The following is a 25,055-nucleotide window of genomic DNA, read 5'->3' on the forward strand; positions in this document are numbered from 1 at the left end:
GAGCAGATGGCAAGACGCTGGGTGTTCGCTCACCCCTGGTGTGGGCCGGGTGGGGAAGTCCCAGGCGGGACAGGCGGAACACGGTGAGGGCCATCCTCGCGGTGGATGGTGGGGGCACCAAGACCGACGCGGCGCTGATCGACGAACGTGGGCATGTGGTCTTCCATGCCCGCGGGGAAGGAGTCAACCCCTTCGACCAACCGGATTGGTCCGCCGTGCTGGAGGTGCTCCTGGCGCGGGTGCCCCGGCCCTACGGCGCGGCAGGCCTGGGGCTGCCCGGCTATGGGGAAGCCCCAGAGGTCACGGCCCGGCAGGACGAGGCCGCGCGGGGGCTCGCCGTCCCCCTCACGCTGGTGAACGATGTCGAGGCGGCACATGTGGGTGCCTTTGCTGGCGGCGCGGGCACCCTGATCCTGGCGGGCACCGGCTCGATGGTCTGGGCGGCGGACGGGGCGGGCGGGCACACCCGCGCGGGTGGCTGGGGCGATGTCCTCGGGGATGAAGGAAGCGCGCACTGGATCGGCCTGCGGGCACTGAACCGGCTGACCCGCTCGCTGGACGGTCGCCTGGCCTTCGGCGGACTGGAGCAGGCCGTGCTGGAGGCCGTGCGCGGGGAATGGCCCAGCTCACCCGACCTCACGCCCTCCGCCGCCGTCCTGACCTGGCTGGGTCGCCTGGGGCATCCCCGGTCGGGCATCGCGGCGCTGGCACGGGTGGTGGACGCTGCCGCCGAGAGAGGAGAACCGGAGGCCCGGCAGCTTCTGGCCTCTGCCGCCGGTGAACTCGCGCAGGCCGCGCGGGCCGCGCAGCGCCGCCTGCCCTCGGCGGGACCGCGCTGGAGCGTCGCCGGGGGCGTCACGCGCAGCCGCATCGTCCGCGACCACCTGAAAGGCGAACTCGGCGCGGCTCACTTCCGGGAGGTCCGGCTGCCCCCGCTGGGCGGCGCGGCACTTCTGGGGGCACGTCGGGCCGGATGGACCCTCACCCCTGAATGGGTCCAGACCCTCGCCACCGAACTCGCCCACCTTCCAGGCGGCACGCCACAAGGCACGAGAGGAGAACCATGTCCCACAACATCAGCCCCATGAGCAACGTCGAACGCAGCATCCTCGAACAGTTTCCTCTGTGGCAGCAGGCCGAACCTGTCCCGCCCTACCGCTTCGGCGGGCGGCTGGTGGCCGTGGGTTGCGGCACGTCGTATTACCTCGCGCAGACGATGGCCGCGACCTTCAACCGGCAGGGGCAGGCCGCCCTGGCCGTTCCGGGTAACGAATGGGTGCGGCACCAGCAGGTTTACGTGACCCGGCAGGAGAAGGTGAGCCTGCTCGCCGTCTCGCGCAGCGGCGAGAGCACCGAGACGGTGCAGGCGCTGCGGGCCTCGCGCGAGGCGGGGTTGCATGTGGTCGGGGTGACGTGTGAGCAAAGTAGCACCCTGGCCCGCGAGGCCGACACCGTGGTCTCCACCCCCACCCACCCCGCCGAGGGCATCGTGATGACCGCCTCCGCCAGCCTGATGCTGCTGCAAGGGCTGCGGCTGGCGGGCCTCGCGGTGGACGGGAACGCCTTGGCCGCCTCCGCCGAGCAACTCCTGCACGAGTACGGCCCGCGCCTCGACGCGCTGCTCCCCGGACGGACGCACTTCGTTTTTCTGGGCGCGGCGGAACTGCACGGCCTGGCGCAGGAAGGGGCGCTGAAGTTGCAGGAGATGAGCCTGTCCTTCACCCAGGCCTATCACCCGCTGGAGTACCGCCATGGCCCGGTCAGCCTCGTGGACCAGAAAACGCTGGTCGCCTTGCTCTACCATCCCGACACCGCCGGGGAGGAGGCTCAATTGGCCCGTGAGCTTCAGGACAAGGGCGCCCGGGTGCTGGGTCTGGGCGGCCCCGGCGACCTGAGCGTACCGCTGGAGGAGGAGGACGCGGCCCGGCGCGGCCTGACGGTGTTGCCGCTCCTCCAGTGGTTCGGGCAGCGGGTGGCCCGCAGCAAGGGCATCGACTCCGAGCAACCTCGCCACCTCACCAAGGTGGTGAGCCTCGCGTGACGATCACTGCTCCGGCCCTCGACCTGCTGAGGGCCGCCCGGCGTGAGGGCTATGCCCTGGCCGCCCTGAACGCGGTGAACATGGAAACTGCGCAGGCCGCCGTACGCGCGGCGGAGGCGGAGGGCGCCCCGGTCATCCTCCAGTTCTCGCAGAACGCCGCACGGTACGCGGGCCTGCCCATGCTGGCGGCCCTGGGGCGGGAACTGCGGGCCTGCGCCGCCGTGCCAGTCATCCTGCATTTCGATCACGCCGAGTCGCCGGACGTGGCCTGGCAGGCGGTGGAGGCGGGTTTCGACGGGGTGATGCTGGAGAGTGACGACCCGGCGGTCCTGGCCCCCCTCGCGGAGCGGCTGCACGCGGCGGGCGCCTACCTCGAAGCGGAGTACGAGGTCACCGAGAAAGGGGAGAGGCAGGCCACGCAGCATCAAGACCTGGCCCAACTCGCCCAGTTCGCCCGCGACAGCCGCTGCGACCTGCTGGCGGTGGCGCTCGGCAGCGTCCACAAGCAGGCGCAGAAGACCACCCGCCTCGACCTCGAACGCCTTGAGGCCATCGCCGCGCAGACGCCGCTGCCGCTGGTGCTGCACGGGGCGAGCGGCGTGGTCGAGGCTGACCTTGAGGTGGCGGCCCGCTGCGGCCTGAGCAAGGTCAACGTGGCGACTGAACTCACCACCGCGTTCAGCGAGGCGGCCCTGGAGGTCTTCCAGACGGGCGCCCGCGATCCTCGCCGTGCCCTGGGCGCGGGCCGCGAGGCATACCAGGCGCGGGCGCGGGCGGTGATCCGGCTGCTGGGGGCGAGCGGGAAGGCCAGGGCGCTGCGGTAGGGTCGGTCAGGCGGTGGGGCGTGAACCTGGCCGGGTCAACCCCCCCTGGCCGTCTCCTGGACCCGGCCCAGGTCCGGTTCTGACCGGAACTCGGGCACGTCCCCCGCCGCTTCCTCCTCCAGCACGACCAGCTCGTTGCGTCCGCCCCGCAGGACAGGCCCCGGCACGTACAGCGTCCGGGTCGGGCCGACCTCCCAGTACCGGCCCAGGTGAAAGCCGTTCACCCACGCCGTCCCCTTGTGCCAGCCGGGCAGGGCGAGGAAGGTGTCGCCCGGTGCGGACACCTCGAACCCGAAGCGGTGAAAGGCCGGGCCGTTCACTCCGTCCTCCCGCCAGTCCAGCTCCGGCAGGGGGGCCAGCGGCAGGGGGAAATGCTCCCAGCCGTGCAGGTGGATGTACCCCAGCCGCACCGCGCCGAGCAGCCCCTTGCGGTCATGCAGCTCCGGGCCGTAGTTCACCCGCCCCAGGTTCTCGGCCAGAATCTCCAGCTCGAACTCTGCTGCGGTCAGCGTCACGGGGAGCGTCTTTGGCCCGTCGCGTTCCACCGTGCCCACCCGCTCGCCATTTAGGAAGACCAGGGCACGGTCATGCACCGCGGGAAAATGCAGGGTAGCCTCGCCGGGCACATGCCGGAAGCGGCCCCGGTACAGCAGGTAGCCGTAAGCCTGGCCGAGTTCCTCCATGCCGAGGGGCTGGGGCGCGGTGAGGCCACGTTCCGGCAGGGCGTCCCACAGGGGTGCCCGCCCCGCCGCACGCACGCCGCCGATGCTCGCCCGCCATACCGGAAACTCGGGCAGCGGCGGGAGGGCTTCATAGCGCCCGATGACCTCGCGCAGCGCGTGGTACTTGGGCGTGAGGTCGCCCGCCTCGCTGATGGGCGCGTCGTAGTCGTAGCTGGTGACGGTGGGCTGGTAGGTGCCGTCCGGGGCCGTGTTCGCGCCCGCCATGAAGCCGAAGTTGGTGCCGCCGTGCAGCATGTAGAGGTTGACATGCCCTCCCAGCCGCAGGATGTCGTCGAGTGTGCGGGCCGCGTCGGCGGCGGCGCGGACATGGTGGGCTTCCGTCCAGTGGTCGAACCAGCCGTTCCAGAACTCCAGGCATACCCGCGGCCCCTGCGCCTGATGCTGCGCCAGCACACCGAAAGCTTTGGGCGCGTCCGAGCCGAAATTGACCGTCTTCAGGACGCCGGGCAGCGTGCCGTGCGTGAGCATCGGGGCGCAGGGGCCGTCGCTGGTGAAGAGGGGAACGTCGATGCCGCCCTGCCGCAACAACTCGGCCAGCGCGCGCAGGTAAGCCTGATCGCTGCCGTAACTGCCGTACTCGTTCTCCACCTGCATCATCAGCACGGGGCCGCCGCGCGTGATTTGCAGCGGGGCCAGCCGGGGGAGCAGCGCCCCGAAAAACCGCTCCACGGCCCGCAGGAAGGCCGGGTGCGAGGTTCGCAGCCGCATGTCCCCCTCGCGCAGCAGCCAGGCGGGCAGGCCGCCGAACTCCCACTCGGCGCAGATGTACGGTCCGGGGCGGACCAGCACGGCCAACCCCTGACGCTCGGCCTCGCGGATGAACGCCACGAGGTCCGCCTGTCCCGCGAAGTCAAACTCGCCGGGCCGGGGTTCGTGCAGGTTCCACGCCACGTAGGTTTCCACCGTGTTGAGGCCCAGCGCGCGGGCCTTGGCGAGCCGGTCCGCCCACTGCGCCGGGTGGACGCGGAAGTAATGGATCGCCCCGCTAAGGAGGCGAAACGCCTGGCCGTGCAGAAAAAAGCCGTCGGGCCGGACGTCGAAGGGGGGCGTCACGGGAGGTCTCCGGTGGGGATGGGGGAGGGCGTCTCGACCACGGGAGGCCCCGCGCCTGCCGCCTGGCTCACCGCGTTTCCATCCGCAGCACCGCGTCTTTTCGCCGCGCTTCCTCCGCCCGGAAGGTGATCAGGTGGGATTCGAGCGTCGCGTCCGGCCCCGAGAGGATGTGGCTGGGGTCATTCGTCGCCAGCGCCCGGACGAAGGCCGCCATGATCCCGTCGTCGCCGCCGCCGTGCCCGGAGGTGATCGCGCCGTCGGAGGCGACCTGGGTATCGATCACCTCGGTCTGCCCGGTCAGGAAGTCGAAGACGTGGATGCAGCGGCTGTCCCCGTAGATTTCCCCCCGCGTGCCGAAGATGCGCGTCTCCCGCCCCCTGCCGCGGTTGAAGGCGGTCATGGTGAAGCTGGCCGTCGCGCCGCTGCGGAAGCGCAGGTTCACCACCTGATGGTCCACCACGTCGTTGTCGCAGGCGTAGACGCAGCGGCCATACGGCCCGGTTTCCAGGGCGCGCAGGACCCCCTCGCGGGTGGGGTCGTTCGTGATGACCTCCACCGGCCAGCCGGTCTTGCCCTGCTCCACCAGGCCCAGGTAGTAGCGGGGGGCGGAGTAGGGGCAGCTTTCCTCCACCTCGGGCGGGCAGGTCAGGCAGCGGTCGGAAGCCCCCGGCGGCTGGTTCTCGCGCCGGAAGTGCAGCAGGCCGCCGAAGGAGCTGACGGCCTCGCACGGCTCGCCCATCACGTAGCTCAGCCAGTCGAGGTCGTGGCAGGACTTGGCGAGCAGCATGAAACTGCTCTCCTCCTCGTTCCGCCAGTTGCCGCGCACGAAGGAGTGCGCCTGATGGGTGTGGCCCACCGGTTCGAGATGTTCCACGCTGACGATCTGCCCGATGCGCCCGCTTCGCAGCACCCGCTGCAAGGCCTGGGTGTACGGGGTGTAGCGCAGCACGTGGCAGACCGCCAGCATCACGCCCGCCGCCTTCACCGCGTCCACGATCTGCACGCACTCCGCGGCGCTGGGCGCCATCGGCTTTTCCAGCAGCAGGTGGTAGCCGAGTCCGGAGAGCGCCACCGCCGGTTCCACGTGCTGCTCGTCCTGCGTGGCGATGATCACGCCGTCGGCCAGCCGGGGGTGCCTCAGCAGCTCGCGCCAGTCGGACCAGACGCGCTCCGGCGGCAGGCCGTGTTCGGCGGCGAGCTGCGTCCGCTGAAACTCGCGCGGCTCGGCCACGCCCACGATCCGCACGTCCTGCGGGTGCTGGAGGGCGTACTTCGCGTAGGCGTGGCCTCGGTTGCCAGCGCCCACCACGATCAGGCGCACGGGGTCGGGTTGGGGGACAGTCATGCGGTTCCTTTCTCAGAGGTGGTCGCCTGCTTGTCGTCACCGTGCAGCAGGGGCACCTTCTCGACGTGCAGGCCCGCCTGCGCCAGCCGGGCCGTCCATTCCTCGCTGAGGCCCTCGTCGGTGATGAAACGCTCCACCTCGTGCAGTTGGGCGAAGCGGGCGAAGGTCTTGCAGCCCACCTTGCGGTGGTCGGCCAGCACCACCACCCGCGCGGCCACCTGGGTGATCGCCCGCGCCGCCACCGCCTCCGGGTCGTCGCGCATGCTGAAGCCGAAGTCCGGCGTCAGGCCGCTGCACCCCACAAAGGCCATGTCCACCCGGTACTCGCTGAGGCTGCGGCCCACCAGATCGCCCACCAGTTCGTAGCTGGCGTTGTTCAGCTCGCCGCCCGTCAGCACCACCCGCGTGTGGGGCGTGCTGCGGAGTTCCAGGGCCACGTTCAGCGCGTTGGTCAGCACCTTGATGCGCTGCCCCCGCAAGCGGCGGGCCAGTTCGGTGCAGGTCGAGCCGCCCGAGATGGCGATGGTCATCCCCGGCCCCACCAGGGCGGCGGCGGCGGCGGCGATGGCGCGTTTGACCGCCTCGCCCTGAAAGGCCTCCTCGGTGTACACCACGGGAATCGCCACCCGCGCCCCGCCCCAGGTGCGCTCGATCAGTTTGCGCCGCTCCAGCGCGTCCAGGTCGCGCCGCACGGTGGTCACCGACACGCCGAAGCGTGCGGCCAGCGTCTCCACCGACGTCTCGCCGGTCTCCCCGATGAACCGGAAAAGCTGATCCTGCCGCTGAACACTCTTCACGACTGCCCCCGTGGGTCGGCGGCCTCGCGCAGCGCGTCACTCAGCAGGTTCCAGGCCACGCCGAACAGGAGGATGGTCACGCCGGGATACACATAGGTGTACCACTGCTGGCCTTCCGTGACCCAGTTGCGCGACAGGTTGATGAGCTGGCCCCAGTCGGGAAAGCCGTTCGGCACGCCCAGCCCCAGGAAGCTCAGCGTGGCGAAGCTCAGCACCACCGTGCCGATATTCAGGCTGACCTGCGCCAGCAGGCTGGTCAGGCTGTTGGGCAGCACGTGCCGCAGGATCAAGCGGCGGTTGTTCGCGCCCAGGGACCGGGCCGCGTCCACGTATTCGAGTTCGCGGACCTTCAGGATTTCCCCGCGGATCAGCCGCGCGTACCCCGCCCACCCCAGCAGTGCCGTGGCGATGATCAGGCTGGTCACGTTGCGCCCCAGCGCCACCACCAGGGTGATGAGGAGGATCAGGTCCGGGAAGGCGTACACCACGTCGGTGAAGCGCATCAGCAGCGTGTCGATCCAGCCCCGGTAGAAGCCTGCCAGCGTGCCCACCAGCGCCCCCACCACCAGGCTGATCGTCACCACGATGCCGCTCACGATAAAGGCGGTGCGCGTGCCCCACACCAAACCGAACAGGATGTCGTACCCGTCTTGCGCGAGCCCGAGCGGATGCTGGCTACTCGGCGGCTGCGGAATGGGCGAGAAGCCGTCCTGCGCCATGCGGTTGGGAATGCCGAAGGACGAGCCGTATGAGTTGGGCGGCACCGGCGCGATCACGGGCGCGAGGAGCGCCACCAGGATGAAGACCAGCACCAGCGTCAGCCCCAGCAGGCCCAGCTTGTTCCTCAGAAAACGCCGCAGAATGCGGTTCTCGCGCCAACCGGAGCGGGCGCCGCGTGACAGGGTCGTGATCATGAGTAGCTCACCCTCGGGTCGATGACGGCATACAGGAGGTCCACGATCAGGTTGACGACGGCGATCACGGTGGCCGAGAACAGGGCGAAGCCCACCACCGCTGCCGTGTCGCTCACCGTGGCGGCCTTGGTGACCCACAGGCCGACGCCGGGGTAGTTAAAGACAGTTTCCGCGATGGTCGCGCCGCTCAGCAGACCGAACAGCAGCCCACCAATCCAGGTCACGACGGGAATCATCACGTTCCGCAGCACGTGCTTGCGCAGGATCAGGGTTTCCGGCAACCCTTTGGCCCGCGCGGTCCGCACGTAATCCTGCCGCACCTGCTCGATCACGTTGGCGCGCACGATCTGGACCAGGCCGCCGCAAGCCACGATGGTGATGGTGAGGACTGGCCCCATCAGGTGCCGCAGCAGGTCACCCACAACCTCCCACTGCCCCCTGAGGATGGCGGGCAGCAGCAGGAACCCGTTGACCGAGGGGATGCCCTCGGTGATCGCCAGCAGGTTGTCGATGCGGCCCGGCGGCCACCAGCGCAGCTTGCCGTAGAAGTAGGCCAGGATGAAGATCGCCAGCACGAAGGTGGGCAGCGTCCAGGTGACCACGCTGTACAGCCGGATCGCCTGATCAACCCAGGTGCCCCGCCGCGCTCCGGCGATCAGCCCCAGCCCCACCCCCAGGATCACGGTACACACGAAGGTGAGCAGCGCCAGCTCGATGGTCGCGGGGAGCCGCGTCTGCATGGCCTGAAGCACGGGCTCACTCACCGAGCCGCTCCAGCCCAGGTTGCCCCGGAACACCTGTCCCAGCCAGGCGAAATACTGCGTGAAGACGTCCCGGTCGAGGCCGTACTGCTGGATCAGGGCGGGCAGGGCGCCCATCTGCTTGTCGTTCTGGATGTAGGCGCTCGCCCGCACGGCGGGGGGGAGAAACTGCATCACGGCGAAGATCAGAAAGCTGATGCCCAGCAGCACGAGCGGCAGTTGCAGCAACCGGCGGAGAATGTAGTTCAGCATGGGACCTCCTTCCGGCGGGCCACCGGAACTTCAGCCGCCCGCCGGGGCGCCTGGCCCGCATGCAGGCGGCTGAACCGGGATTCACTTCTTGACGATGTGGTAGTAGTACTCGTCCCCCTCGGCGCGGCCCGTGATCCACTTCTGCTGCACGCGGACGCGGGTGGGGCTGTACACCGGCAGGAGGCCCACATCGTCGAACACCACGCGGCCCAGTTGCTGGTAGAGGCTGGCGCGCTTGGCCGGGTTGGTCTCGACCAGCCCCTGCTCGATCATGCTGTCCACCTTGGGGTTCTTGTAGAGCGTGCGGGCGGCATAGAACCCGTCCGACCCCACCAGCGGCTGGAACATGTTGTGCGGATCGGCGTAGTCCACGCCCCACGCTCCCGCGTAGAGCGGCACCTTGTGGTCGAGGAACAGGGCGCTGAGCTGCGACCCCTGCACTTCCTTGATGTCCATCCGGAACTTGGGATTGATGCTCTCCAGCCCGCGCTTCATGATGTCCAGCATCCGGATGTTGTCCGTTTTTCCGGCGCCCACCAGGGTGGTGAATTTGAACCCCTTGTCCCAGAGCTGACCGCCGAAGGCTTTCTTGAAGGCGGCAGTGGCCCTGGCCTTGTCGAACTTGTACTGCGGGTTGCTCTTGCTGTAGCCCAGCAGCCCCTGGACGTTCAGCGTGCTGGCGGGCACGGCGCGGCCTTGCAGCACTTCCTTGATGTACCCGGTGGAGTCAAAGGCGGAGGCGAAGCCGGTGCGGACATTCTTGTCCGTGAAGAAGTTGCTGGGGATGCCGTTGCCGTCGAGCTTGCCGCTGCCCGTCAGGTCGGACGGCGTGATCTTGTACGTGAAGAACATGCCGTAACTCATGCCGAGAGGCGGGTCGGTGTCCACCTTGATGTTCGGTGAGTCCTGGAGCTGGGGCAGCAGGGGGGCCGGAATCGCGTTGCGCTCGGCCATGTCCGCGTCGCCGGTCTTGAGGAGTTGGACGCGGGTGCTGTCGTCGTCCACGCTCTGCACGATCACCCGCGAGAACTTCGCCGGGGCCTGCCAGTACCGGTCGTTGCGCTTCAGGACGACCAGCTTGCCGGGGTCGTAGCGTTCAACCAGGAAGGGGGCGCTGGTGATCAGGCCGGTGCTGGCGAACTTGCTCTTGGCAACGTCCATCCCCACGAAGTTCTGCCAGTCCTTGACCGTGCCGCTCCAGTCGCCCGCCCCCACCGCCGCCGCCTTCGAGACGATGCCGAAACTGGGAAAGGCGAGGATCGACACGAAGGGCGCGAAGGGCCGCTTGATCTTGAAGACGACGGTGTCGGGCGAGGTCGCCCTGACCGCACCGTCGATGGCCGCCCAGGGCGTCTTGGTGGTGACGATGTCCTCGGTCCCCAGCAGGGGCGAGGTCAGCAGCGAGCTGGGGCCGCTGGGGGCCGCGTAGACCAGCATCCGCTTGAAGGAGTACGCGACGTCGTCGGCGGTCAGGGGCGTGCCGTCACTGAACTTCAGGCCCTTTTTGAGCTTGATGGTGTAGGTCTTGCCGTCCTTGCTGATGCCGCCGTTCGCCTGAGTCGGCATCTGCGCCGCCAGCATCGGCTCGATGGCGGAGGCGTCCGTGTCCTTTTTGCGGAACAGCGTCTCCATCGTGTTGTTGAGAATCCAGGCGCAGCCCGCCGACCAGCAGTACGCCGGATCGAAGCCGGGGTCCCACCCGCCCGAGGTCACGCTGGTGAGGACGTCCGGTTTGCCCTGCTGCGCCAGAGCGCCGCTCAGGGCCGCCAGGGACAGGGTGGCGACGGTCAGACGTTTCAACATAAAAGGCCTCCCTCAGCGCGACGGGGCGCTGCCGAACACGGTTTCTCCGAGCTGCTGTTGGAAACCACGGTAGAGGTTCTCTGTGCGGCGCTCAAGACTCAGGCGGCACAACTTGGTTGTTTCTTCAGGATTCGGTCAAAACAGGAGCAGTTCACTCCCGGGGAAGCAGTGACGGCACGACTGCGGCTCAGTCCCGACTCAGGCATCTCCCCGAGTCAACTTGTCAAAGCCGCCGGGGGAGAGGAAGCCTTGCCCCGGTCGTCACCGCTGGCTACCGGCGCGGGCTGCTGTCGTTGGTTGATTCCGCCGAATCCGACCATTACCGCCCGCCGTTTTGAACTGGAAACGGTTCTGATTGCTAGCAATCTCGCCTTCATCCAGACCTGGCCCTACCCGCTGGTGTACCTGCCGCTGGTGGTGATCTACGCGGTGTTCAGCATCGCGTTCAGCACCTGGAAGCTGCAAAGCTACTTCTCGACCATTCCCACCGAGCTGAAGGAAGCCGCCTGGATTGACGGCTGCACCCGCCTGACCAGCTTCACCCGGGTGTTTCTCCCGCTGGCGCTGCCCGGCAGCGCCATTGCCGCGGGCTTCAACTTCATCTACTGCTGGAAGAGTTCGTGCTGGCCTACCTGATCCTGCGCCGCTCCGAGCAGGCCACCGTGACCATGCAGGTGTGCGGCCTGGTGGGCGGGCGCTACACCGTGGAGTGGGAGCAGGTGATGGCCGCCGCCCTGGTGGCGACCGGGCCGATGCTGCTGCTGTTCGTGTTCGCGCAGCGCCAGATCATCAGTGGCCCGGCGATGGGCAGCGGGAAGTGAACGCGGGCGCGGTGGCCCCGCCAGGCCGGGCGGGGGCGTCTGTCTGGCCCCTGCCCGGCCTGGCGGCCCCGAAGTTTGAGGAGCAGACGCCCGGAGCACCTATCCTGCGCGGGCTGATCGGCACCACCCGGCTCTTGCGCCCCTTGCCCGACTGCACCACCAGTTGCGGCTCGTCGTCCCCGGTCTCCACGTCCGGCCAGCACTGGCTGGGAAGAGAAGGTCAGGAGGGTTCATCAAGGTGGCCCCCGGCGTTGCGGCGAAAGAGTTGAGTGTTCTGGGGTGTAGGCCGACGGAGGAGGAGGATCTGTCCCTGGCGGTGACTGAGCTGCTGACGCCGGACCTCCGGGTGAGCCGCAGCACGTCCGCATCCGGAAAGGTCCCGCCCACCTGAATGTCTGCTCCCCCTCAGAGGCCGAGTCTGGCCCGGTACTGCGGCTGAACGAGATCGTGATACTCGGGATGCCTGCGAATGTACGCCGCGACGAAGGGGCACATCGGAATGACTTGCAGGCCTCTCGCCCTGACCTCCTCCAGCGCGTCATGCACCAGGCGGTTCCCTACCCCCTGCCCCTCCAGGGCCGCAGGGACCTCGGTGTGCGTGAACATCAGGGCGTTCCCCACCGGGCGGTAGGCGGCGATGGCGAGCTGCTCCCCCACGCGCGCCTCGAAGCGGCCTGCCTGGGGGTTGTCCTGAACGGTGATGGAAGAGTGTTCCTGGGTCATAGCGCCTCCATTTCGGGGAAAGGGGGTTCAGCGGCTCAATCGCGCAGGCGGAGCGTCCACGCCTCCAGTGCGAGCAGGAACTGCTTCAGGAAGGTGCGGGTCCCCTCGTCGGTCAGCCGCCCCGCCTCGTCGAACTTCTCGGTGGCGCGGCCCAGCAGGAACTCCGGTTGCAGCATCGCCGGGGTCTGGGTGAACACGAACGATTGCCGCAGGGCACTCTGGGCACGGGCTGTGCCAGTCATACCGGGACTCGCGCCCAGGATGCCCGCCGGTTTTCCTGCCAACACGGCGCCGCGTGGTGGGCGGGAGGCCCAGTCAATCGCATTCTTCAGGACACCGGGCACGCTGTGGTTGTACTCGGGCGTGGCGATCAGCAGGGCGTCGGCTTCCCGGATGGCGTCCTTCAGCGCCCGCACCGCCTCGGGGTCCCCTGCGGCCTCGACATCGGCGTTGTAGAGCGGCACATCACCCAGGCGGTCGAAGATGCGGATATCCAGGCTTTCGGGGGCAACCTCCTGTGCCGCACGGAGCAGCGCCCGGTTGTACGAGCCGCGGCGCAGGCTGCCCGCGATGGCACAGACCACCAGGCGGGGGGTATCGGAGGGGGAGGGTTGGCTCATGGCAGCTCCTTGTGTGTCTCAGGCAGGGCGAGGGAGGCGTGCCCCAGGACAACCGCAGCAACAGAATCACCGGGCATGAACTCCGGTTCACTCCGGCCAGGACCGCACCGCGAGGCGCTGGGCCTGTTCCCGCAGCCACCCGGCGGCCACCGCGAGGTCCTGGGCGGTGAGTTCGTGCCCCGCCTCCAGCCGCTCTTCCTGAACATCGCCGTGCATCCGGCGTAGATAGGGGGTCACGGGTTCCGCCAGGGGCAGGAAGGGATCACGCTGGCCGTGCAGGACCAGCACCGGCAGGCCGCCCAGGTCAGTCTGCGGCGGGGCCTCGAAGGGCATCACCGGGCGCAGCAGCACCGCCCCGGCGAACGCGGCAGGCCAGCGTACGAGACTCGCCAGCGCGATGTTCGCCCCGTTCGAGTAACCCAGGGCGATCACCTGCCCCGGATCGAGGTCGTAGAGGGCCGCCGCGTCCCGCACGAACTGCGCCAGCGCGTCGGCCTCCTCCGCGAGGTGCGCCTGGTCATAGCGGGCAGCGCTGAAGCGGCGGAAGAAGCGGGGCGAGCCTTCCTCCAGCGAGCGGCCCCGCACGCTCAGCAGGTTCGCTTCGGGGGCGAGTTGCCGTCCCAGCGCGAGCAGGGAAGTCTCGTTGCCGCCGGTGCCGTGCAGCAGCAGCAGGGTCAGGCCAGTGGTGCCGGGTTGAAAGCGGTGAATCCAGTCCAGATCACGGGCCGGGAGACGGGCCTCGCCGGGGAGGGCGATGCGGGGTAGTGTCACCTCGATGTCCTGCCGCTGCGCTTCCAGTTCGGGGGGCAGCACCAGCTTCTCCCCGAGGTGCGCGGCGTCCTCGTCCAGCGTGAAGCCGGGGCCGTCCGTCGCCACCTCGATCAGGCTGCCGCCCGGTTCGCGGAAGTAGATGCTCTGGAAGTAGCCGTGCTCGCGCACCTCGGATACCTCCAGGCCTTCTTCTTTCACCGCCTTCAGAATCGCCCGTTCGCTCTCGGGACTCGCCGTGCGGAAGGCGACGTGGTGCAGCGTCCCGACGCCGCCCGCCGAGGGCCAGAAGCCGGAGGTATCCCGCACGTACACGGTGTGGCCCAGCGGTGCCGCCGCGCGGTACGTCGAGAGGCCGCCTTGCTCGCCCACCCGCCGGAACCCCAGGTGCCGTTCCAGCACCGCGCCCGTGCCCTGGGGGTCTTCCGTCCAGAAGACGACATGGTGTATCCCACGAACCTGCATCGCGGCGGGGACGGTGGAGCCGTTCCAGGGCCGCCCGGCGGGCGCGTCCGGCACGCCGACCAGGACGATGGGCAACCCGTCAGGGTCTTCCAGCGTGAGGCGGCTGGTGTCGCCGTCACGGGTCGGCCCGCTGAACGTCACGCCCCGGCTGAGGAAGTGCTGCACCCAGTCCCCGAGGCTCTCCAGAGGCACCGTCAGGCCGATCTCGCTGGCCTGCCCGGAGCCGCGCCGTCCCCGGGCGGTGTCCGGCCAGGCGAAGAAAGACAGCAGCGTGCCGGGCGTGCCCGCCGCATCCCCATAGAACAGGTGCAGGGTGGTGGGGTCGTTGTGGCTGACCGTGCGCCCCACCAGCCGCAGGCCCAGCAGGTCCGCGTAGAAATCCACGTTCGCCTGCGCGTCGCCGGTGATGCCGGTGGTGTGGTGAATCCCGTTGGTCATCTTCATCCTTCTGTCGCTGGGTTGCGGGGATGGATACGGCTCAGCCGGTGAACTCGCTGCTCGCCCCGGCGTCCACGGCGAAGGTGGCCCCGCTGATGTGTTTCGCCTCGTCCGAGGCTAGGAAGACCACCATCGGGGCTATGTCTTCGGGTGGCAGCCAGGGCAGCCCCAGCGGGGAGTGTTCGGCCCGCACCCGCGCGACCTCTTGCACGCTCGGCGGCTGGGAGGTGGGGGGTCTATAGTCCTCGTAGGCTTCGGTCAGCCGCGTCTCGTTGCAGGTCATGTCGGTGGAGATCAGCCCCGGCACCAGGGCATTCACCGTGATGTGGTGCTGGCCCAGGTCCATCGCCGCCGACTTCATGAAGCCGATGATGCCCCATTTGGAAGCCGCGTAGCTGCTACCGTGCCGCAGGCCCTTCTTGCCCTGGCCCGAGGCCGTCACGATGATCCGCCCGTACCCGCGCTCGGCCATCAGGGGGGCAAAGGCCCGCACCGTGTTGGCCGTCCCGGTCAGGTTGGTGTCGATCACGTCGTTCCACTGTGCGTCGTTCATTTCCAACAACGGCGCGAACACCTGAATGCCCGCATTGGCGACCAGGATATCCAGGTGGCCCAGGTCGTTCCTGACCCGCTCGGCCACGCCCCGCAGGGCGGCCAGGTCACGGATGTCCACCTGAATGCCGATGAAGCGGCTCCCGGCTTCCCGTACCAGGCGGCCCGTCTCTTCCAGATCGGCGGGAGTCGCCGGGGGATAGGCGGTGGTCTTGCTGACCTGTCCCGCCTGGTCGAGGCCCACGACGACCGCACCCTCACGGGCGAAGGCGACGGCGATGGCCCGGCCAATGCCACGGGCGGCCCCGGTCACGACGGCGGTCTTGTCGGCCAAACGCTGCATAGTTTCTCCTCCGGAAGGACAGACGGCTGGGCGCCCCCCTCAGTTTCAGTCCAGGGGCTTGAGGCCCGCCAGGATCTGCGCGCGGCGCGGCTCCAGAAAGGGCGGCAGGATGGTCTTCTCGCCCAGCGTCGCCATGTCCTCGTCCACGCCGAAGCCGGGGCCGTCCGTGGCGATCTCGAACAGCACGCCGTTCGGCTCACGGAAGTACAGGCTGCGGAAGTAGTGACGGTCCACTTCACCGCTGCTGCGAATCCCAAACTGGTTCAGGCGCTCGTTCCAGGCGTGGTACTGCTCGTCGTTCGGCGTCCGGAAGGCGACGTGATGCACGCCGCCCGCGCCGGGATGGGCCGGGGGCAGGTCGGGTCGCACCGCCACATGCAGTTCGGCGTGGGGACCACCTTCGCCCATCTCGTAGACGTGGACCGTGTGCGCGGGGCTTTCCGGGTCGGGGTACTCACGCACCGGGCGCAGGTTCATCACCTTTTGCAGCACCAGATCGGTGGTCCGCAGGTTCGGCACGGTCATGGTGATCGGGCCGAGGCCGCGAAGCTGGTGCTCGGCGGGCACCGGGCTCTGCTCCCAGGGCGTCGGCGCGTCGCCCGCCCCGCCGTCCGTGACCAGGCTGAGGCGCTGCCCCTCCGGGTCCTCGAAATCCAGATACAGCCGCCCGTCCCGCTCCGTGAGGTCGCCGTGCCGGATGCCCAGCTTCCCGAAGCGGTCCTGCCAGTAGCGCAGGCTCTGGTCGTCCTTCACGCGCAGGGCCGTGCGGGTGACGGTGTGATTGCCCCGGCGCTCACGTTCCACCGGCCAATCGAAGAAGGTGAGGTCCGTTCCCGGCGTCGCCACCTTGTCCGCATAGAAGAGGTGATAGGCGCTGGTGTCGTCCTGGTTCACGCTGCGCTTCACCAGCCGCATCCCCAGGTCCTGCGTGTAGAAGCGCTTGTTCTCGCGGATGTTCGCGGACACGGCGGTCAGGTGATGGATGCCGCTGAAGTGCAGGTCACTCTTGGTCATGGTCAGGCTCCTTGCAGGGAAAGGGGGCGGAGGTGGGCTTCGATGGCCGCGCGGCGCGGTTCGAGGAAGGGCGGCAGGGCCAGGCGCTCGCCCAGCGTTTCCAGGGCTTCGTCGGTGGTGAAGCCGGGGCCGTCGGTGGCGAGTTCGATCACCAGGCCGTTCGGGTCGCGGATGTAGACCGATTGGAAGTAGTGGCGGTTCACCTGCCCGCTGTTCGGGTAGCCCGCTTCCTCCAGGTGCGCGAGCCAGCCACGCAGTTCCGCCTCGTCCCGCACGCGCAGCGCGACGTGGTGGACGCCTCCCGCGCCCGGGCGGTGCCGGGGCAGGTCGTCCCGCCCGGTGACGTGCAGCTCGGCGTGTGGGCCGCCCTCCCCCATCTGGAAGACGTGGGTGGTAAACGCTTCCGTGGGATACGTCCGCACCTCCCGCAGGTTCAGGCCGCGCTCGAAAAAGGCGCGGGTGGGCGCGAGGTCCGCCACCGTGAAGCCGCTGTACCCCAGGCCCTGGATTTGGAAGGCGGCGGGAATGTCCGTCAGCGGGTTGATCACACCGCGCGGTCCCTCGCCCCCGTCGTCGATCAGGGAGAGGCGGGTGCCGTCGGAATCCTCGAAGTCCAGGTGCAGGCGGCTGTCACGGGTGACGATGCCGCCGTGCGGCACACCTTCACGGGTCAGGCGCCCGGCCCAGAACGCCAACGCTTCCCGGCCCGTCACGCGGAAGGTGGTGCGGGTGATGCTGTCATTGCCCCGGTGTTCCCGCGCCGCGCGGGGAAAGTCGAAGAAGGTCATGTCGCTGCCCGCACTGCCCGCCCCGTCCGCGTAGAACAGGTGGTACATCTGCGGGTCGTCCTGGTTGACGGTCTTCTTCACCAGCCGCAGACCCAGCACCTGGGTGTAAAAGGCGTGGTTCCGCTCGGCCCGTGCCGTGAGCGCGCTGACGTGGTGAATGCCACTGAAGTGCAGAGAGGATGTGGTCATGAAGGCTTCTCCTGTAGGGACGACTGGAGCTTGTCCCAGATCGCGGCGAGGGTGGCTTGCTCCTCGGGCGTGAGCTGGTCCAGGAACAGGGCGCGCACGGCCTGGAGGTGCTTGACGTGGACCCGCTTCAGCAGGCGGCGGCCCTCCGGCGTCAGGACGGCCTCGAACCCCCGGCCATCGGTCGCGCAGCGGCGGCGTTCGAGCAGGCCGCCCTGCTGGAGCCGGTCCACCAGCCGGGTCAGTCCGCCTCCCGAGAAGCGCAGGCTGCGGGCCAGGTCGGTCATCCGCACGCCCGCTTCCCCCGCGTCTTCCAGGGACAGCAGCAGCTCGTAGGCGGGCAGGCTCAGGTCGAACTCGCGGGCGAGGTCCGTGTCCAGGGTCTTCCAGAGGGTGTCGTGGGTATGCAGAAAGCCGCGCCAGGCGCGCAGTTCAGTGCTGGAAAGCTGGGGCATCGGTCCTCCTCGGGCGGCGGGCCACCGCCACCACTTCATTGGGTTCATCTTACATCTATTTGCTTTGCAAAGCAAGTAAGTGAGGCGATATCCCCTGCTTTTATGAGGAGCGCCCGCTGACCGCCGCCAACGCGCCAGGAATGGCCGCCGCGATTCACCGCTAGTGTGACCCCTGCCTCTACAACCGTGCGGAAGCGTATCCAGACCCCCTCACGCCCGGTGTGGGCACGTGGGGGCGAGCGCCAAGACGAGTACCCCCATTGGGGGGTGGGGAGAAGATGACAGCAGCCTTAGAAAAATATGGGTAGAGTTACAAGGATTTTTAAACGCCTGGGCTGAGCTACGAAAGAGGGCGCGCCTCAGCCTGAGCAGCGCCTCGGCGGCCTGCCCCTCTTCTTATTCTGGAGGTCTTGATGGGGAGAACTCCTCGGCTGCTCATCTGTCTGCCTGCACTGCTCACGGCATGCCTGCAAGTCTCCGTGTCGCCCCTGCCGCCCACCCTGGAGCCACTGGTGCTGGTCGCGCCAGTGGGGCAGACGGCGAGGGCCACGTTGGCCCTTCCCGGCTGGACGGACGGGACCACTTCCAGCGTGGACACGGCGCCCGACTGGCTCACGTTGACCCCGGTCAGCGACCGGCAGCTCACGGCCACGGCGACCTGTGGTGCCGCACCCGAGACGCGGGTAGGCCAGGTGACGCTGCGCTCCACACCCCCGCGTCCGGTCACCCAGGTGCCGGTCGTGCTGGTCTGCACGGCGGGGGCGCCTGCGGTCGTCTCGCCCGATCCCTTCACGTTCCCGCCCGTGAGCGGTGCCGTGCCCGGCAGCACGGTCACCAGCGAGGCCGTCACGCTGTCCGGCCTGACCGCCGCCGCCCCGGTGAAGGTCCAGGGCGGCACGCTGCTGGTGAACGGCGAAGCGCGCGCGGGGGCGGCCGGGACCGTGCAGAACGGCGACCGGTTGCAGTTGCGGGTGCAGGCCAGCAACGCCTACAGCACGGCGGTCGCGGCGGTGGCGACCGTGGGCAACACCAGCGGCGTGTTCGTGGTGACCACCGCCCCGCCGCCCGTGCAGGCGCTGGCGGTCACGCCCAACCGGCTGGACTTCACGGGCACCCCGGACGCCCTCACCCTGACCGTTACCCGGGCCGGGGAAACGGCCCCCATCACCCCCGGTGGCACCTGCGCGGGCATCGTCAGCATCACGCCCGATCAGGGCCGGGCGCCCAGCGCCACCTTTACCGTCACGCCGCTGAAGGCCGGGACCTGCGTCCTGGTCTTCCAGTCCGGTGATCAGACGGCCACCGTTCCCGTCACGGTCACGACCACCTCGGTCGGGCTGAACTGAAAGGATTCCCGATGAACACCTCCCGCGCCCTGCTGCTCCTGAGCGCCCTGCTGCTCGCTGGCTGCAACCAAGCCCCCGGTCCCACCACCCAGAACCCGCCCCCGGTGACGGTGGCCGCTACCCGCGTGACCGTCACGGTCAAGATTCCGCGCGCCGCCGATCCCGCCGCCATCGCCCCGCAGTACGTGTCCAGCAGCACCACCCAGATTCGTATCCGCATCGGCGGCACCGACCAGACCCTGCCGGTGACCACGGGCAGCGACCACTGCGTGACCGGCGCCGAGGGCACCACCTGCACCTTCACGCTGAGCCTGAAGGTCGCCGCCGGGAACGACCTCACCCTGACGGTGGACGCGCTGGACAGCAAGCTCACGGTGCTGGCGACGGCCAGCAAGACCGTCAGCGTGAACCTGGGCCAGGACAATCCCCTCAGCATCACCCTGACGGGCGTCGCGGCGGGCGCGAGCTACACCTTCACCGACCGCGCCGCCGAGGTGACGAACGGCAGCGGGACCACCGACCTGGACCGGGGGGGCGACTACGCGCTGGGCGTGGCCCTCACCGATCCCAGCGGCCAGATCATCGTCGATCCGGGCCGCCCCGACGACCTGCTGTGCAGCAGCAACGCCGCCTTTGTGGTCGCGGCGACCGGGCGGGGACGCTACACCCTGACGGCGCCTGAACCGACCGGCCAGGACCAGACCACCACCCTGAGCGTCGTCACGGGCGACAACTGCGGGGCGGGCACGGTCCTGACCAGCGGCAGCGTGCGCGTGCCCGCCGAGACGCTCAGCCTGACGCTGGACACGTCTTCGCCGGTGGCCGGGTCGAGCGTCCTGGCGACCGCTGCCCTGAGGACCGGGCGCGGCAATCCGCTGCCGATCAGCGGACGTTCGGTCGCCTTTGTCACCACCAACGGCACCGTCACCACGCCGGTCACCACCGGGGCCGCCGGGACCGCCCGCACGACCGTCGTAACCAGTCCGGCGGTCGGCAGCGGCACCGTCACGGCCACCAGCGACGGCGTGAGCCAGAGCGCGACCTTTACCAGCGTGGCGGGGCAGCCTGCCGGGGTCACCTCCACCCTGGTCTTCACGCCCGACAGCGTGAAGGTGGAGGCGACGACCACCCTGACCCTCACCCTCAAGGACGCCAACGGCAACCCGGTCACGGCCACCCCCGTGATCAGCGGCCCGGCGGGCGCGACGGTCACGGCGACCAGCAGCAGCGGCAACGTCTACACCTACAGCGTCACGGCGCCCTCCACGCCGGGCAAGGTCACGTTCGACGCCCGCGTGAACGGCACACTGGTCAGCCAGGCCGACCTGATGGTCAGCGCCTACCCGCTGGTCGTGAAGGACGGCAGCACCAGCCTGAGCGCCGGGGCGCGGTACGACTTCGCCTCCGCCGCCGCCAAGACCTTCACGGTGCAGGAAGACCACTACAGCGGCAGCTTCAGCGCGGCGAGCAGCAACACCGGCGTGGCGACCGCCAGCCTCAGCGGCGGCACCCTCACCGTGACGCCCGTCGGGGTCGGCATCAGCACCATCACCGTGCAGGACACGAACGGTCAGAGCTTCACCTTCGACGTGACCGTGACCGCCGTGACCATCACCATCAACTGACACCGGAGACTTTATGCGCCGTTCCCCCTCCTGGCGTCTCGGTCTGCTGACCGTGCTGCTCGCCGCCTGTTCCGCCTCTCCCGAGGTGAAGGCGCCCCCACCGCCCACGCCTCCGGCCTCCCCGGCGCTCGCCTCGGCTCAACTCGCGATCCTGATTCCGGCGGGACCGGAAGCCGCCCCCCTGACGCCGCAGTACGTGTCCAGCGCCACCCAGTCCGTCAAGGTCACCATCGATGGCACGGCCAAGACCTTCGCGGCGGGCACCGGGCAACCCAATTGCACGGGCAGCGGGCCGGTGCTGTGTACCTTCACCCTGACCGATGTCGCGCCGCCCGGCGCCCACACCTTCACGGTCACCGCCTACGCGGGCCAGGACGGGACCGGCAGTCTGCTGGGCACCTTCGGCCCGGAAAGCCGCACGCTGGACGCCGGGGTGACCAACAGCCTGAACTTCACGCTGACCGCCGTGGTGAACGGCGTGCAGGTGCAGCCGACCCAGGCCGCCAGCGACGACAACGTGGGCGTCAGCACCTACCTGCTGTCCGCCGGAACCCCGCGCAACTTCCGCGCCACCCAGTACGACCCGGCCAATCAGGTCGTGAGCGGACCGGGGACGCCCGCCCTCTACGCCTGCCCCGCCTCGCCGGACGTGCAGGTCAGCGCCGACGACCACCTGGGCAACTTCACCCTGACCACCGCCAACGCCAAGCTGACCGATGCGGTGGTGTCGCTGCGCCGCGACGCCTGCACGGGCACGGTGGTCACTGCGCTCCACGTCGCCAACGCCGTGGCGCTGACGCTGGACGCGAACGCGGCGCTGCCCACCGACGTGACCGGGCCGGTCAAGCTTCAGGACGGCGGGGGCGCGGCCCTGCCCGACCTCACCGTGCGCGGCAGCGCCGCTCTGGTGCCGGGGGCCTATACCCTCACGCCGCAGGTCATCAACAGCGGGGTCAACCGCTACACGCCGGGCGGCGGGAGCGTGTCGGTCACCCTCCGGCTCGGGGCGCCCCTGACCCAGACCTTCACGTACACGCAGGCCGTCCACGTGACCTTCAAGGTGACGGCCAGCACCTATGCGCCCAGGTCGGGCGACCCGGTGACCCTCACCGCGCAGCTGCTCGACGCCTCCGACCAGCCGCTCAAGAAAGCGGGCGACGTGGTGACCTGGAGCAGCAGCGGCACGGGCAGCTTCTCCAGCCCGACCTCCACGACGGACGCCAGCGGGCAGGCCAGCGTCACCTACACGCCGACCGGGGCCGCGGGCAGCACCCAGACCGTCACGGCGACCACCAGCGACTACGGCGTGACGGTCACCGGCAGCAGCGACACCATCGGCATCCAGGGGCCGCCCACCGCCGCGCCGGACGGGCCGGGCGCGACCAGTGCTCCCGGCGATCCGTACCACGTCGCTTTCAATCAGACGGCGCCCCTGACCGTCGCGGCGTCCTCCACGACGGGCCTGCTGGCGAACGACAACCGGGGCTTCCCGGTGGGGGCCATCGCCTCCTTCGGGGGGGGCGATCTGGGGGGCAATGTCGCGGATCACGCGGCGGGCAGCAGCGTCACCTTCGGCACGGGCGGGTCGCTCAAGGTGAACGCGGACGGCAGCTTCAGTTTCGTGCCCGCGCAGGGCTTCACCGGGAACTTCACGTTCCAGTACCGGCTGGGCAACAGCGTGGGGACGTCGGACGGGACCGTGACCCTCGCGGTGGGGGTGCGACCTGCGGCGGTCAATGACACCTATACCCCCACCGTGATCGGCAACGTGCCGGTCAACACCGCCAGGGCGGGCGGTTCGGGCTTCTCGCTGCTCGCCAACGATACGGGCAGCGGCCTGCGCGTGACCGGGGCCGACACCACCACGACCGGGGGCGGCGGCACGGTGAGCGTGAACCCGGACGGCACCTTCAGCTTCACGCCCGCCGCCGGGTTCACCGGCACCACCAGCTTCAACTACACGGTGGCGAACGGTTTCGGCAGCAAAACCGCGAGCGTGAACCTGACCGTCGCGGGCCGCATCTGGTTCGTGGACAGCGCCGCCGCGCCCGGTGGGGACGGGCGGCAGGGCGCGCCTTTCAGGGACCTCGCCAGTTTTGCCGCCGTCAACGACGGGGCGGCCCTGCACCCCGCCGACAACGACACGGTTTTCCTGGCGACCGGCGCGGGTAGCTACAGCGGCCCCCTGACCCTGCGTGGCGGGCAGAAGCTGATCGGCCAGAGCAGCAGCGTCTCCCTGGGCGCCGCGTCCGGCCTGACCGTGCCCGCCGACGCGGCCCTTCCGGCCACCGGCGGCACGCCGCCCACGATCACCTCGGGCGGAAACGGCCTCAACCTGGCCAGCAACAACACGCTGCGCGGCTTCAACCTGGGGAACGCGGCGGGGACGGCCCTCGGCGGGTCGGGCTTCGGCACACTCACCGTTGCCGAGGTGGGCATCAACACCGGCGGCCAGGCCCTGAGCCTCACGAACGGGACGCTGTCCGGCAGCTTCTCCACGCTGCGCTCGACGGGCGGCGCCAACAACGTGCTGCTCTCCAACGTGAACGGCACGGCCACGCTGGGCGCGGCAGGTGATGCGCTCTCGGGGGCCAGCGGGGACGCCTTCAAGGTCAGCGGGGGCAGCGGCTCGTTCACGTATCCGGGGAGCATCAGCAATGCGAGTGCGCTCGCGGTCAATGTCTCCGGCAAGACGGGCGGCACCGTCACCTTCTCGGGGGCGCTCAACCCGGCGGGTGCGGCGCGCGGCGTGTCGCTGAGCAACAACACGGGCGCGACCGTCAACTTCAGCGGTCCCCTCAAGATCGCCACCACGAACACCATCGGCTTCAGCGCGACCGGCGGCGGCACCGTAACGGCCACCGGGACCGGCAGCACCCTGGGCAGCACCGGTGCCACCGCGCTGAACGTTTCGGACACCAGCATCGGGGCGGGCGGCCTGAACTTCCAGAGCATCAGCGCCAGCGGTGGCACCAACGGCATCGTGCTGAACAACACTGGGGGCGGCGGCGGCCTGACGGTGAGCGGGACCGGCGCGGCGGGGTCCGGCGGCACCATCCAGAACACCGTCGGGGCCGACGGGACCACGGGCGGCATCGGCATCTCCCTGAACAACACGCGCAACGTCAGTCTCAACGGGATGCAACTCAATGACCACCCCAACTTCGCCATCCGGGGGAGCGGGGTCAGCGGCTTCACGCTCGCGGGCAGCACGGTCAGCGGCACCAACGGCAGCAACGAGAACGCCCCCTACACCGAGGGCAGCGTGTACTTCACCGAACTGACGGGCGCAGCCAGCTTCAGCAACAGCAGCATCAGCGGCGGGCGGGCCAACAACCTGCGCGTGACCAACACGTCGGGCGCCCTCGACCGCCTCCTGCTCGACAACGTGACGGTGGGGGCGAACAGCACGGCGGGCGGCAACAGCGTCCTGATCGAGCCGCAGGGCAGCGCCGTGATGAAGGTGACGGTGCAGAACAGCCGCCTCACCGCTGCCCGCGATCAACTCTTCATGCTGAATCTGACCGGCAGCCCGACGGCGGACCTGGTCTTCAGCAACAACACCCTCTCCAACAATCACCCCAGCATCGTCAGCGGCGGGGGCGGCATGACGCTCACGAGCGGGGGCGCGGTCGGCTACAGCCCCAGGCTCACTTACAGCATCACGAACAACACCTTCCGCGACGCGCTGGGCACCGCGCTGCTGGTTTCCAAACTGATCGACGCGGGCACCTTCAGCGGCACGATCTCGGGCAACACCATCGGCGTGGCGGGTGTGGCGAACTCGGGGTCACAGCAGGGGTCGGGCATCCAGCTCATCTCGGCGGTGCAGGGCAGCAACTCGGCCACGATCCAGAACAACCGGATCTACCAGTACAACAACTATGGGGTTTCCCTCCAGGCGGGCGGTATCGCGCAGTCGGCGTCGGGCACCACGACCCACAACGCGGCGCTGAACGCGACGATCACCGGGAACACCATCAGCAATCCGGGGAACGGCGGCGCGCTGATCTACGGCATCTACCTGAACTCGGGCACCACCTCGAACAGCCCGGGCGGTACCCCGGACGCCTACCAGGTCTGCGCCAGCATCAGCGGGAACAGCCTGACTGGCTCGGGTGTCGGCGCCGGAAACGATATCGTCCTGCGGCAGCGGTTCATGACCACCGTGCGGCTGCCGGGCTACGTCGGAGCGAATAACGATACTGCTGCCGTCATGAACTTCGTCCAGAGCAACAACGGGGGGGCGTCGGCCACGGCGGCCACCAGCGTCGCCACCTATCCGGGTGCGGGCGGCTTCGTCGGCGGCGCCCCCTGCTCCACCCCCTGACCCTTCTTCCCCGGCGGGCCGTCCAACACCCGCCGGGATTGCCGTGCT

21 protein-coding genes are annotated in these 25,055 nt (G+C 69.3%); 8 read left to right on the forward strand and 13 right to left on the reverse strand.

All coding sequences use genetic code 11. The features are described from left to right. Positions 1-83 precede the first annotated feature (83 nt). Genes E5F05_RS01165 through E5F05_RS01175 form a run of 3 tightly spaced genes read left to right on the forward strand, consistent with a single transcriptional unit; the run spans position 84 to position 2,865 of the window. The gene (locus E5F05_RS01165; protein WP_164973287.1) at positions 84-1,088 is read left to right on the forward strand and encodes an N-acetylglucosamine kinase; all 1,005 of its coding nucleotides are present in this window, start codon (positions 84-86) and stop codon (positions 1,086-1,088) included. Next, positions 1,064-2,041 carry an SIS domain-containing protein gene (locus E5F05_RS01170; protein WP_206732968.1) on the forward strand — a complete coding sequence of 326 codons (978 nt, stop codon included), beginning with the start codon at positions 1,064-1,066 and terminating at the stop codon, positions 2,039-2,041. Before E5F05_RS01165 ends, E5F05_RS01170 begins: the two co-directional genes overlap by 25 nt. Further along, the gene (locus tag E5F05_RS01175; RefSeq protein WP_164973288.1) at positions 2,038-2,865 is read left to right on the forward strand and encodes a class II fructose-bisphosphate aldolase; all 828 of its coding nucleotides are present in this window, start codon (positions 2,038-2,040) and stop codon (positions 2,863-2,865) included. Before E5F05_RS01170 ends, E5F05_RS01175 begins: the two co-directional genes overlap by 4 nt. A gap of 35 nt (positions 2,866-2,900) precedes the next feature. Here the strand turns inward: E5F05_RS01175 and E5F05_RS01180 are convergent, their stop codons facing one another. The 6 genes from E5F05_RS01180 to E5F05_RS01205 all read right to left on the reverse strand — a co-directional run bounded on the left by E5F05_RS01180 (position 2,901) and on the right by E5F05_RS01205 (position 10,533). Beyond that, complete coding sequence (locus E5F05_RS01180; protein ID WP_129117211.1) at positions 2,901-4,661, reverse strand: glycoside hydrolase family 35 protein; 1,761 nt, start codon at positions 4,659-4,661, stop codon at positions 2,901-2,903. Between the two features lie 67 nt (positions 4,662-4,728). Next, a complete protein-coding gene (locus tag E5F05_RS01185) occupies positions 4,729-6,006 on the reverse strand; it encodes a Gfo/Idh/MocA family protein (RefSeq protein ID WP_129117212.1) in 1,278 nt (425 codons plus the stop codon). Next, on the reverse strand, positions 6,003-6,803 hold the full coding sequence (locus E5F05_RS01190; protein WP_129117213.1) for a DeoR/GlpR family DNA-binding transcription regulator: 801 nt from the start codon (positions 6,801-6,803) through the stop codon (positions 6,003-6,005). Before E5F05_RS01190 ends, E5F05_RS01185 begins: the two co-directional genes overlap by 4 nt. Then, on the reverse strand, positions 6,800-7,717 hold the full coding sequence (locus tag E5F05_RS01195; RefSeq protein WP_129117214.1) for an ABC transporter permease: 918 nt from the start codon (positions 7,715-7,717) through the stop codon (positions 6,800-6,802). The genes E5F05_RS01190 and E5F05_RS01195 overlap by 4 nt, the downstream gene beginning before the upstream one ends. After that, a complete protein-coding gene (locus tag E5F05_RS01200) occupies positions 7,714-8,730 on the reverse strand; it encodes an ABC transporter permease (protein WP_129117215.1) in 1,017 nt (338 codons plus the stop codon). The genes E5F05_RS01195 and E5F05_RS01200 overlap by 4 nt, the downstream gene beginning before the upstream one ends. 81 nt (positions 8,731-8,811) lie before the next feature. After that, positions 8,812-10,533: an ABC transporter substrate-binding protein gene (locus tag E5F05_RS01205; protein ID WP_129117216.1), complete on the reverse strand. Its 1,722-nt coding sequence runs from the start codon at positions 10,531-10,533 to the stop codon at positions 8,812-8,814. Positions 10,534-10,830: 297 nt separating this feature from the next. Here E5F05_RS01205 and E5F05_RS21080 point away from each other — a divergent pair, with 297 nt between their 5' ends. Beyond that, positions 10,831-11,169, forward strand: coding sequence for an ABC transporter permease subunit (locus E5F05_RS21080; protein WP_164973289.1), 339 nt, complete (start codon positions 10,831-10,833; stop codon positions 11,167-11,169). After that, positions 11,154-11,354 (forward strand): ABC transporter permease family protein, encoded by a 201-nt coding sequence (locus E5F05_RS01215; protein ID WP_129117217.1) that lies wholly within the window; start codon positions 11,154-11,156, stop codon positions 11,352-11,354. Before E5F05_RS21080 ends, E5F05_RS01215 begins: the two co-directional genes overlap by 16 nt. A 405-nt stretch (positions 11,355-11,759) precedes the next feature. Here the strand turns inward: E5F05_RS01215 and E5F05_RS01220 are convergent, their stop codons facing one another. From E5F05_RS01220 to E5F05_RS01250, 7 genes are all read right to left on the reverse strand, one after another. Then, positions 11,760-12,077, reverse strand: a complete 318-nt coding sequence (locus E5F05_RS01220) for a GNAT family N-acetyltransferase (RefSeq protein ID WP_129117218.1) — start codon at positions 12,075-12,077, stop codon at positions 11,760-11,762. 35 nt (positions 12,078-12,112) lie between these two features. Next, positions 12,113-12,697, reverse strand: coding sequence for an NADPH-dependent FMN reductase (locus tag E5F05_RS01225; protein ID WP_129117219.1), 585 nt, complete (start codon positions 12,695-12,697; stop codon positions 12,113-12,115). 87 nt (positions 12,698-12,784) lie between these two features. Continuing rightward, positions 12,785-14,368, reverse strand: a complete 1,584-nt coding sequence (locus E5F05_RS01230; protein ID WP_164973290.1) for a VOC family protein — start codon at positions 14,366-14,368, stop codon at positions 12,785-12,787. A 40-nt stretch (positions 14,369-14,408) separates the two neighbouring features. Then, positions 14,409-15,263 carry an SDR family NAD(P)-dependent oxidoreductase gene (locus E5F05_RS01235; RefSeq protein ID WP_129117221.1) on the reverse strand — a complete coding sequence of 285 codons (855 nt, stop codon included), beginning with the start codon at positions 15,261-15,263 and terminating at the stop codon, positions 14,409-14,411. A 45-nt stretch (positions 15,264-15,308) separates the two neighbouring features. Continuing rightward, on the reverse strand, positions 15,309-16,277 hold the full coding sequence (locus tag E5F05_RS01240) for a ring-cleaving dioxygenase (RefSeq protein WP_129117222.1): 969 nt from the start codon (positions 16,275-16,277) through the stop codon (positions 15,309-15,311). 2 nt (positions 16,278-16,279) lie between these two features. Then, entirely contained in the window at positions 16,280-17,254 is a 975-nt protein-coding gene (locus tag E5F05_RS01245; protein WP_129117223.1) for a ring-cleaving dioxygenase, read from the reverse strand. After that, positions 17,251-17,706, reverse strand: a complete 456-nt coding sequence (locus E5F05_RS01250; RefSeq protein ID WP_129117224.1) for a MarR family winged helix-turn-helix transcriptional regulator — start codon at positions 17,704-17,706, stop codon at positions 17,251-17,253. Before E5F05_RS01250 ends, E5F05_RS01245 begins: the two co-directional genes overlap by 4 nt. 479 nt (positions 17,707-18,185) lie before the next feature. Between E5F05_RS01250 and E5F05_RS01255 the strand changes: the two genes are divergently transcribed. From E5F05_RS01255 to E5F05_RS01265, 3 genes are read left to right on the forward strand one after another with little or no spacing between them, the layout of a single operon-like run. Next, positions 18,186-19,052, forward strand: coding sequence for a hypothetical protein (locus E5F05_RS01255; protein WP_129117225.1), 867 nt, complete (start codon positions 18,186-18,188; stop codon positions 19,050-19,052). 11 nt (positions 19,053-19,063) lie between these two features. After that, complete coding sequence (locus tag E5F05_RS01260; RefSeq protein ID WP_129117226.1) at positions 19,064-20,677, forward strand: invasin domain 3-containing protein; 1,614 nt, start codon at positions 19,064-19,066, stop codon at positions 20,675-20,677. Between the two features lie 13 nt (positions 20,678-20,690). Continuing rightward, positions 20,691-25,007 (forward strand): beta strand repeat-containing protein, encoded by a 4,317-nt coding sequence (locus E5F05_RS01265; RefSeq protein WP_129117227.1) that lies wholly within the window; start codon positions 20,691-20,693, stop codon positions 25,005-25,007. The last annotated feature ends 48 nt before the right edge of the window (positions 25,008-25,055 follow it).

It is taken from the genome of Deinococcus metallilatus, from assembly GCF_004758605.1.
In the GTDB taxonomy this organism is placed as follows: domain Bacteria; phylum Deinococcota; class Deinococci; order Deinococcales; family Deinococcaceae; genus Deinococcus; species Deinococcus metallilatus.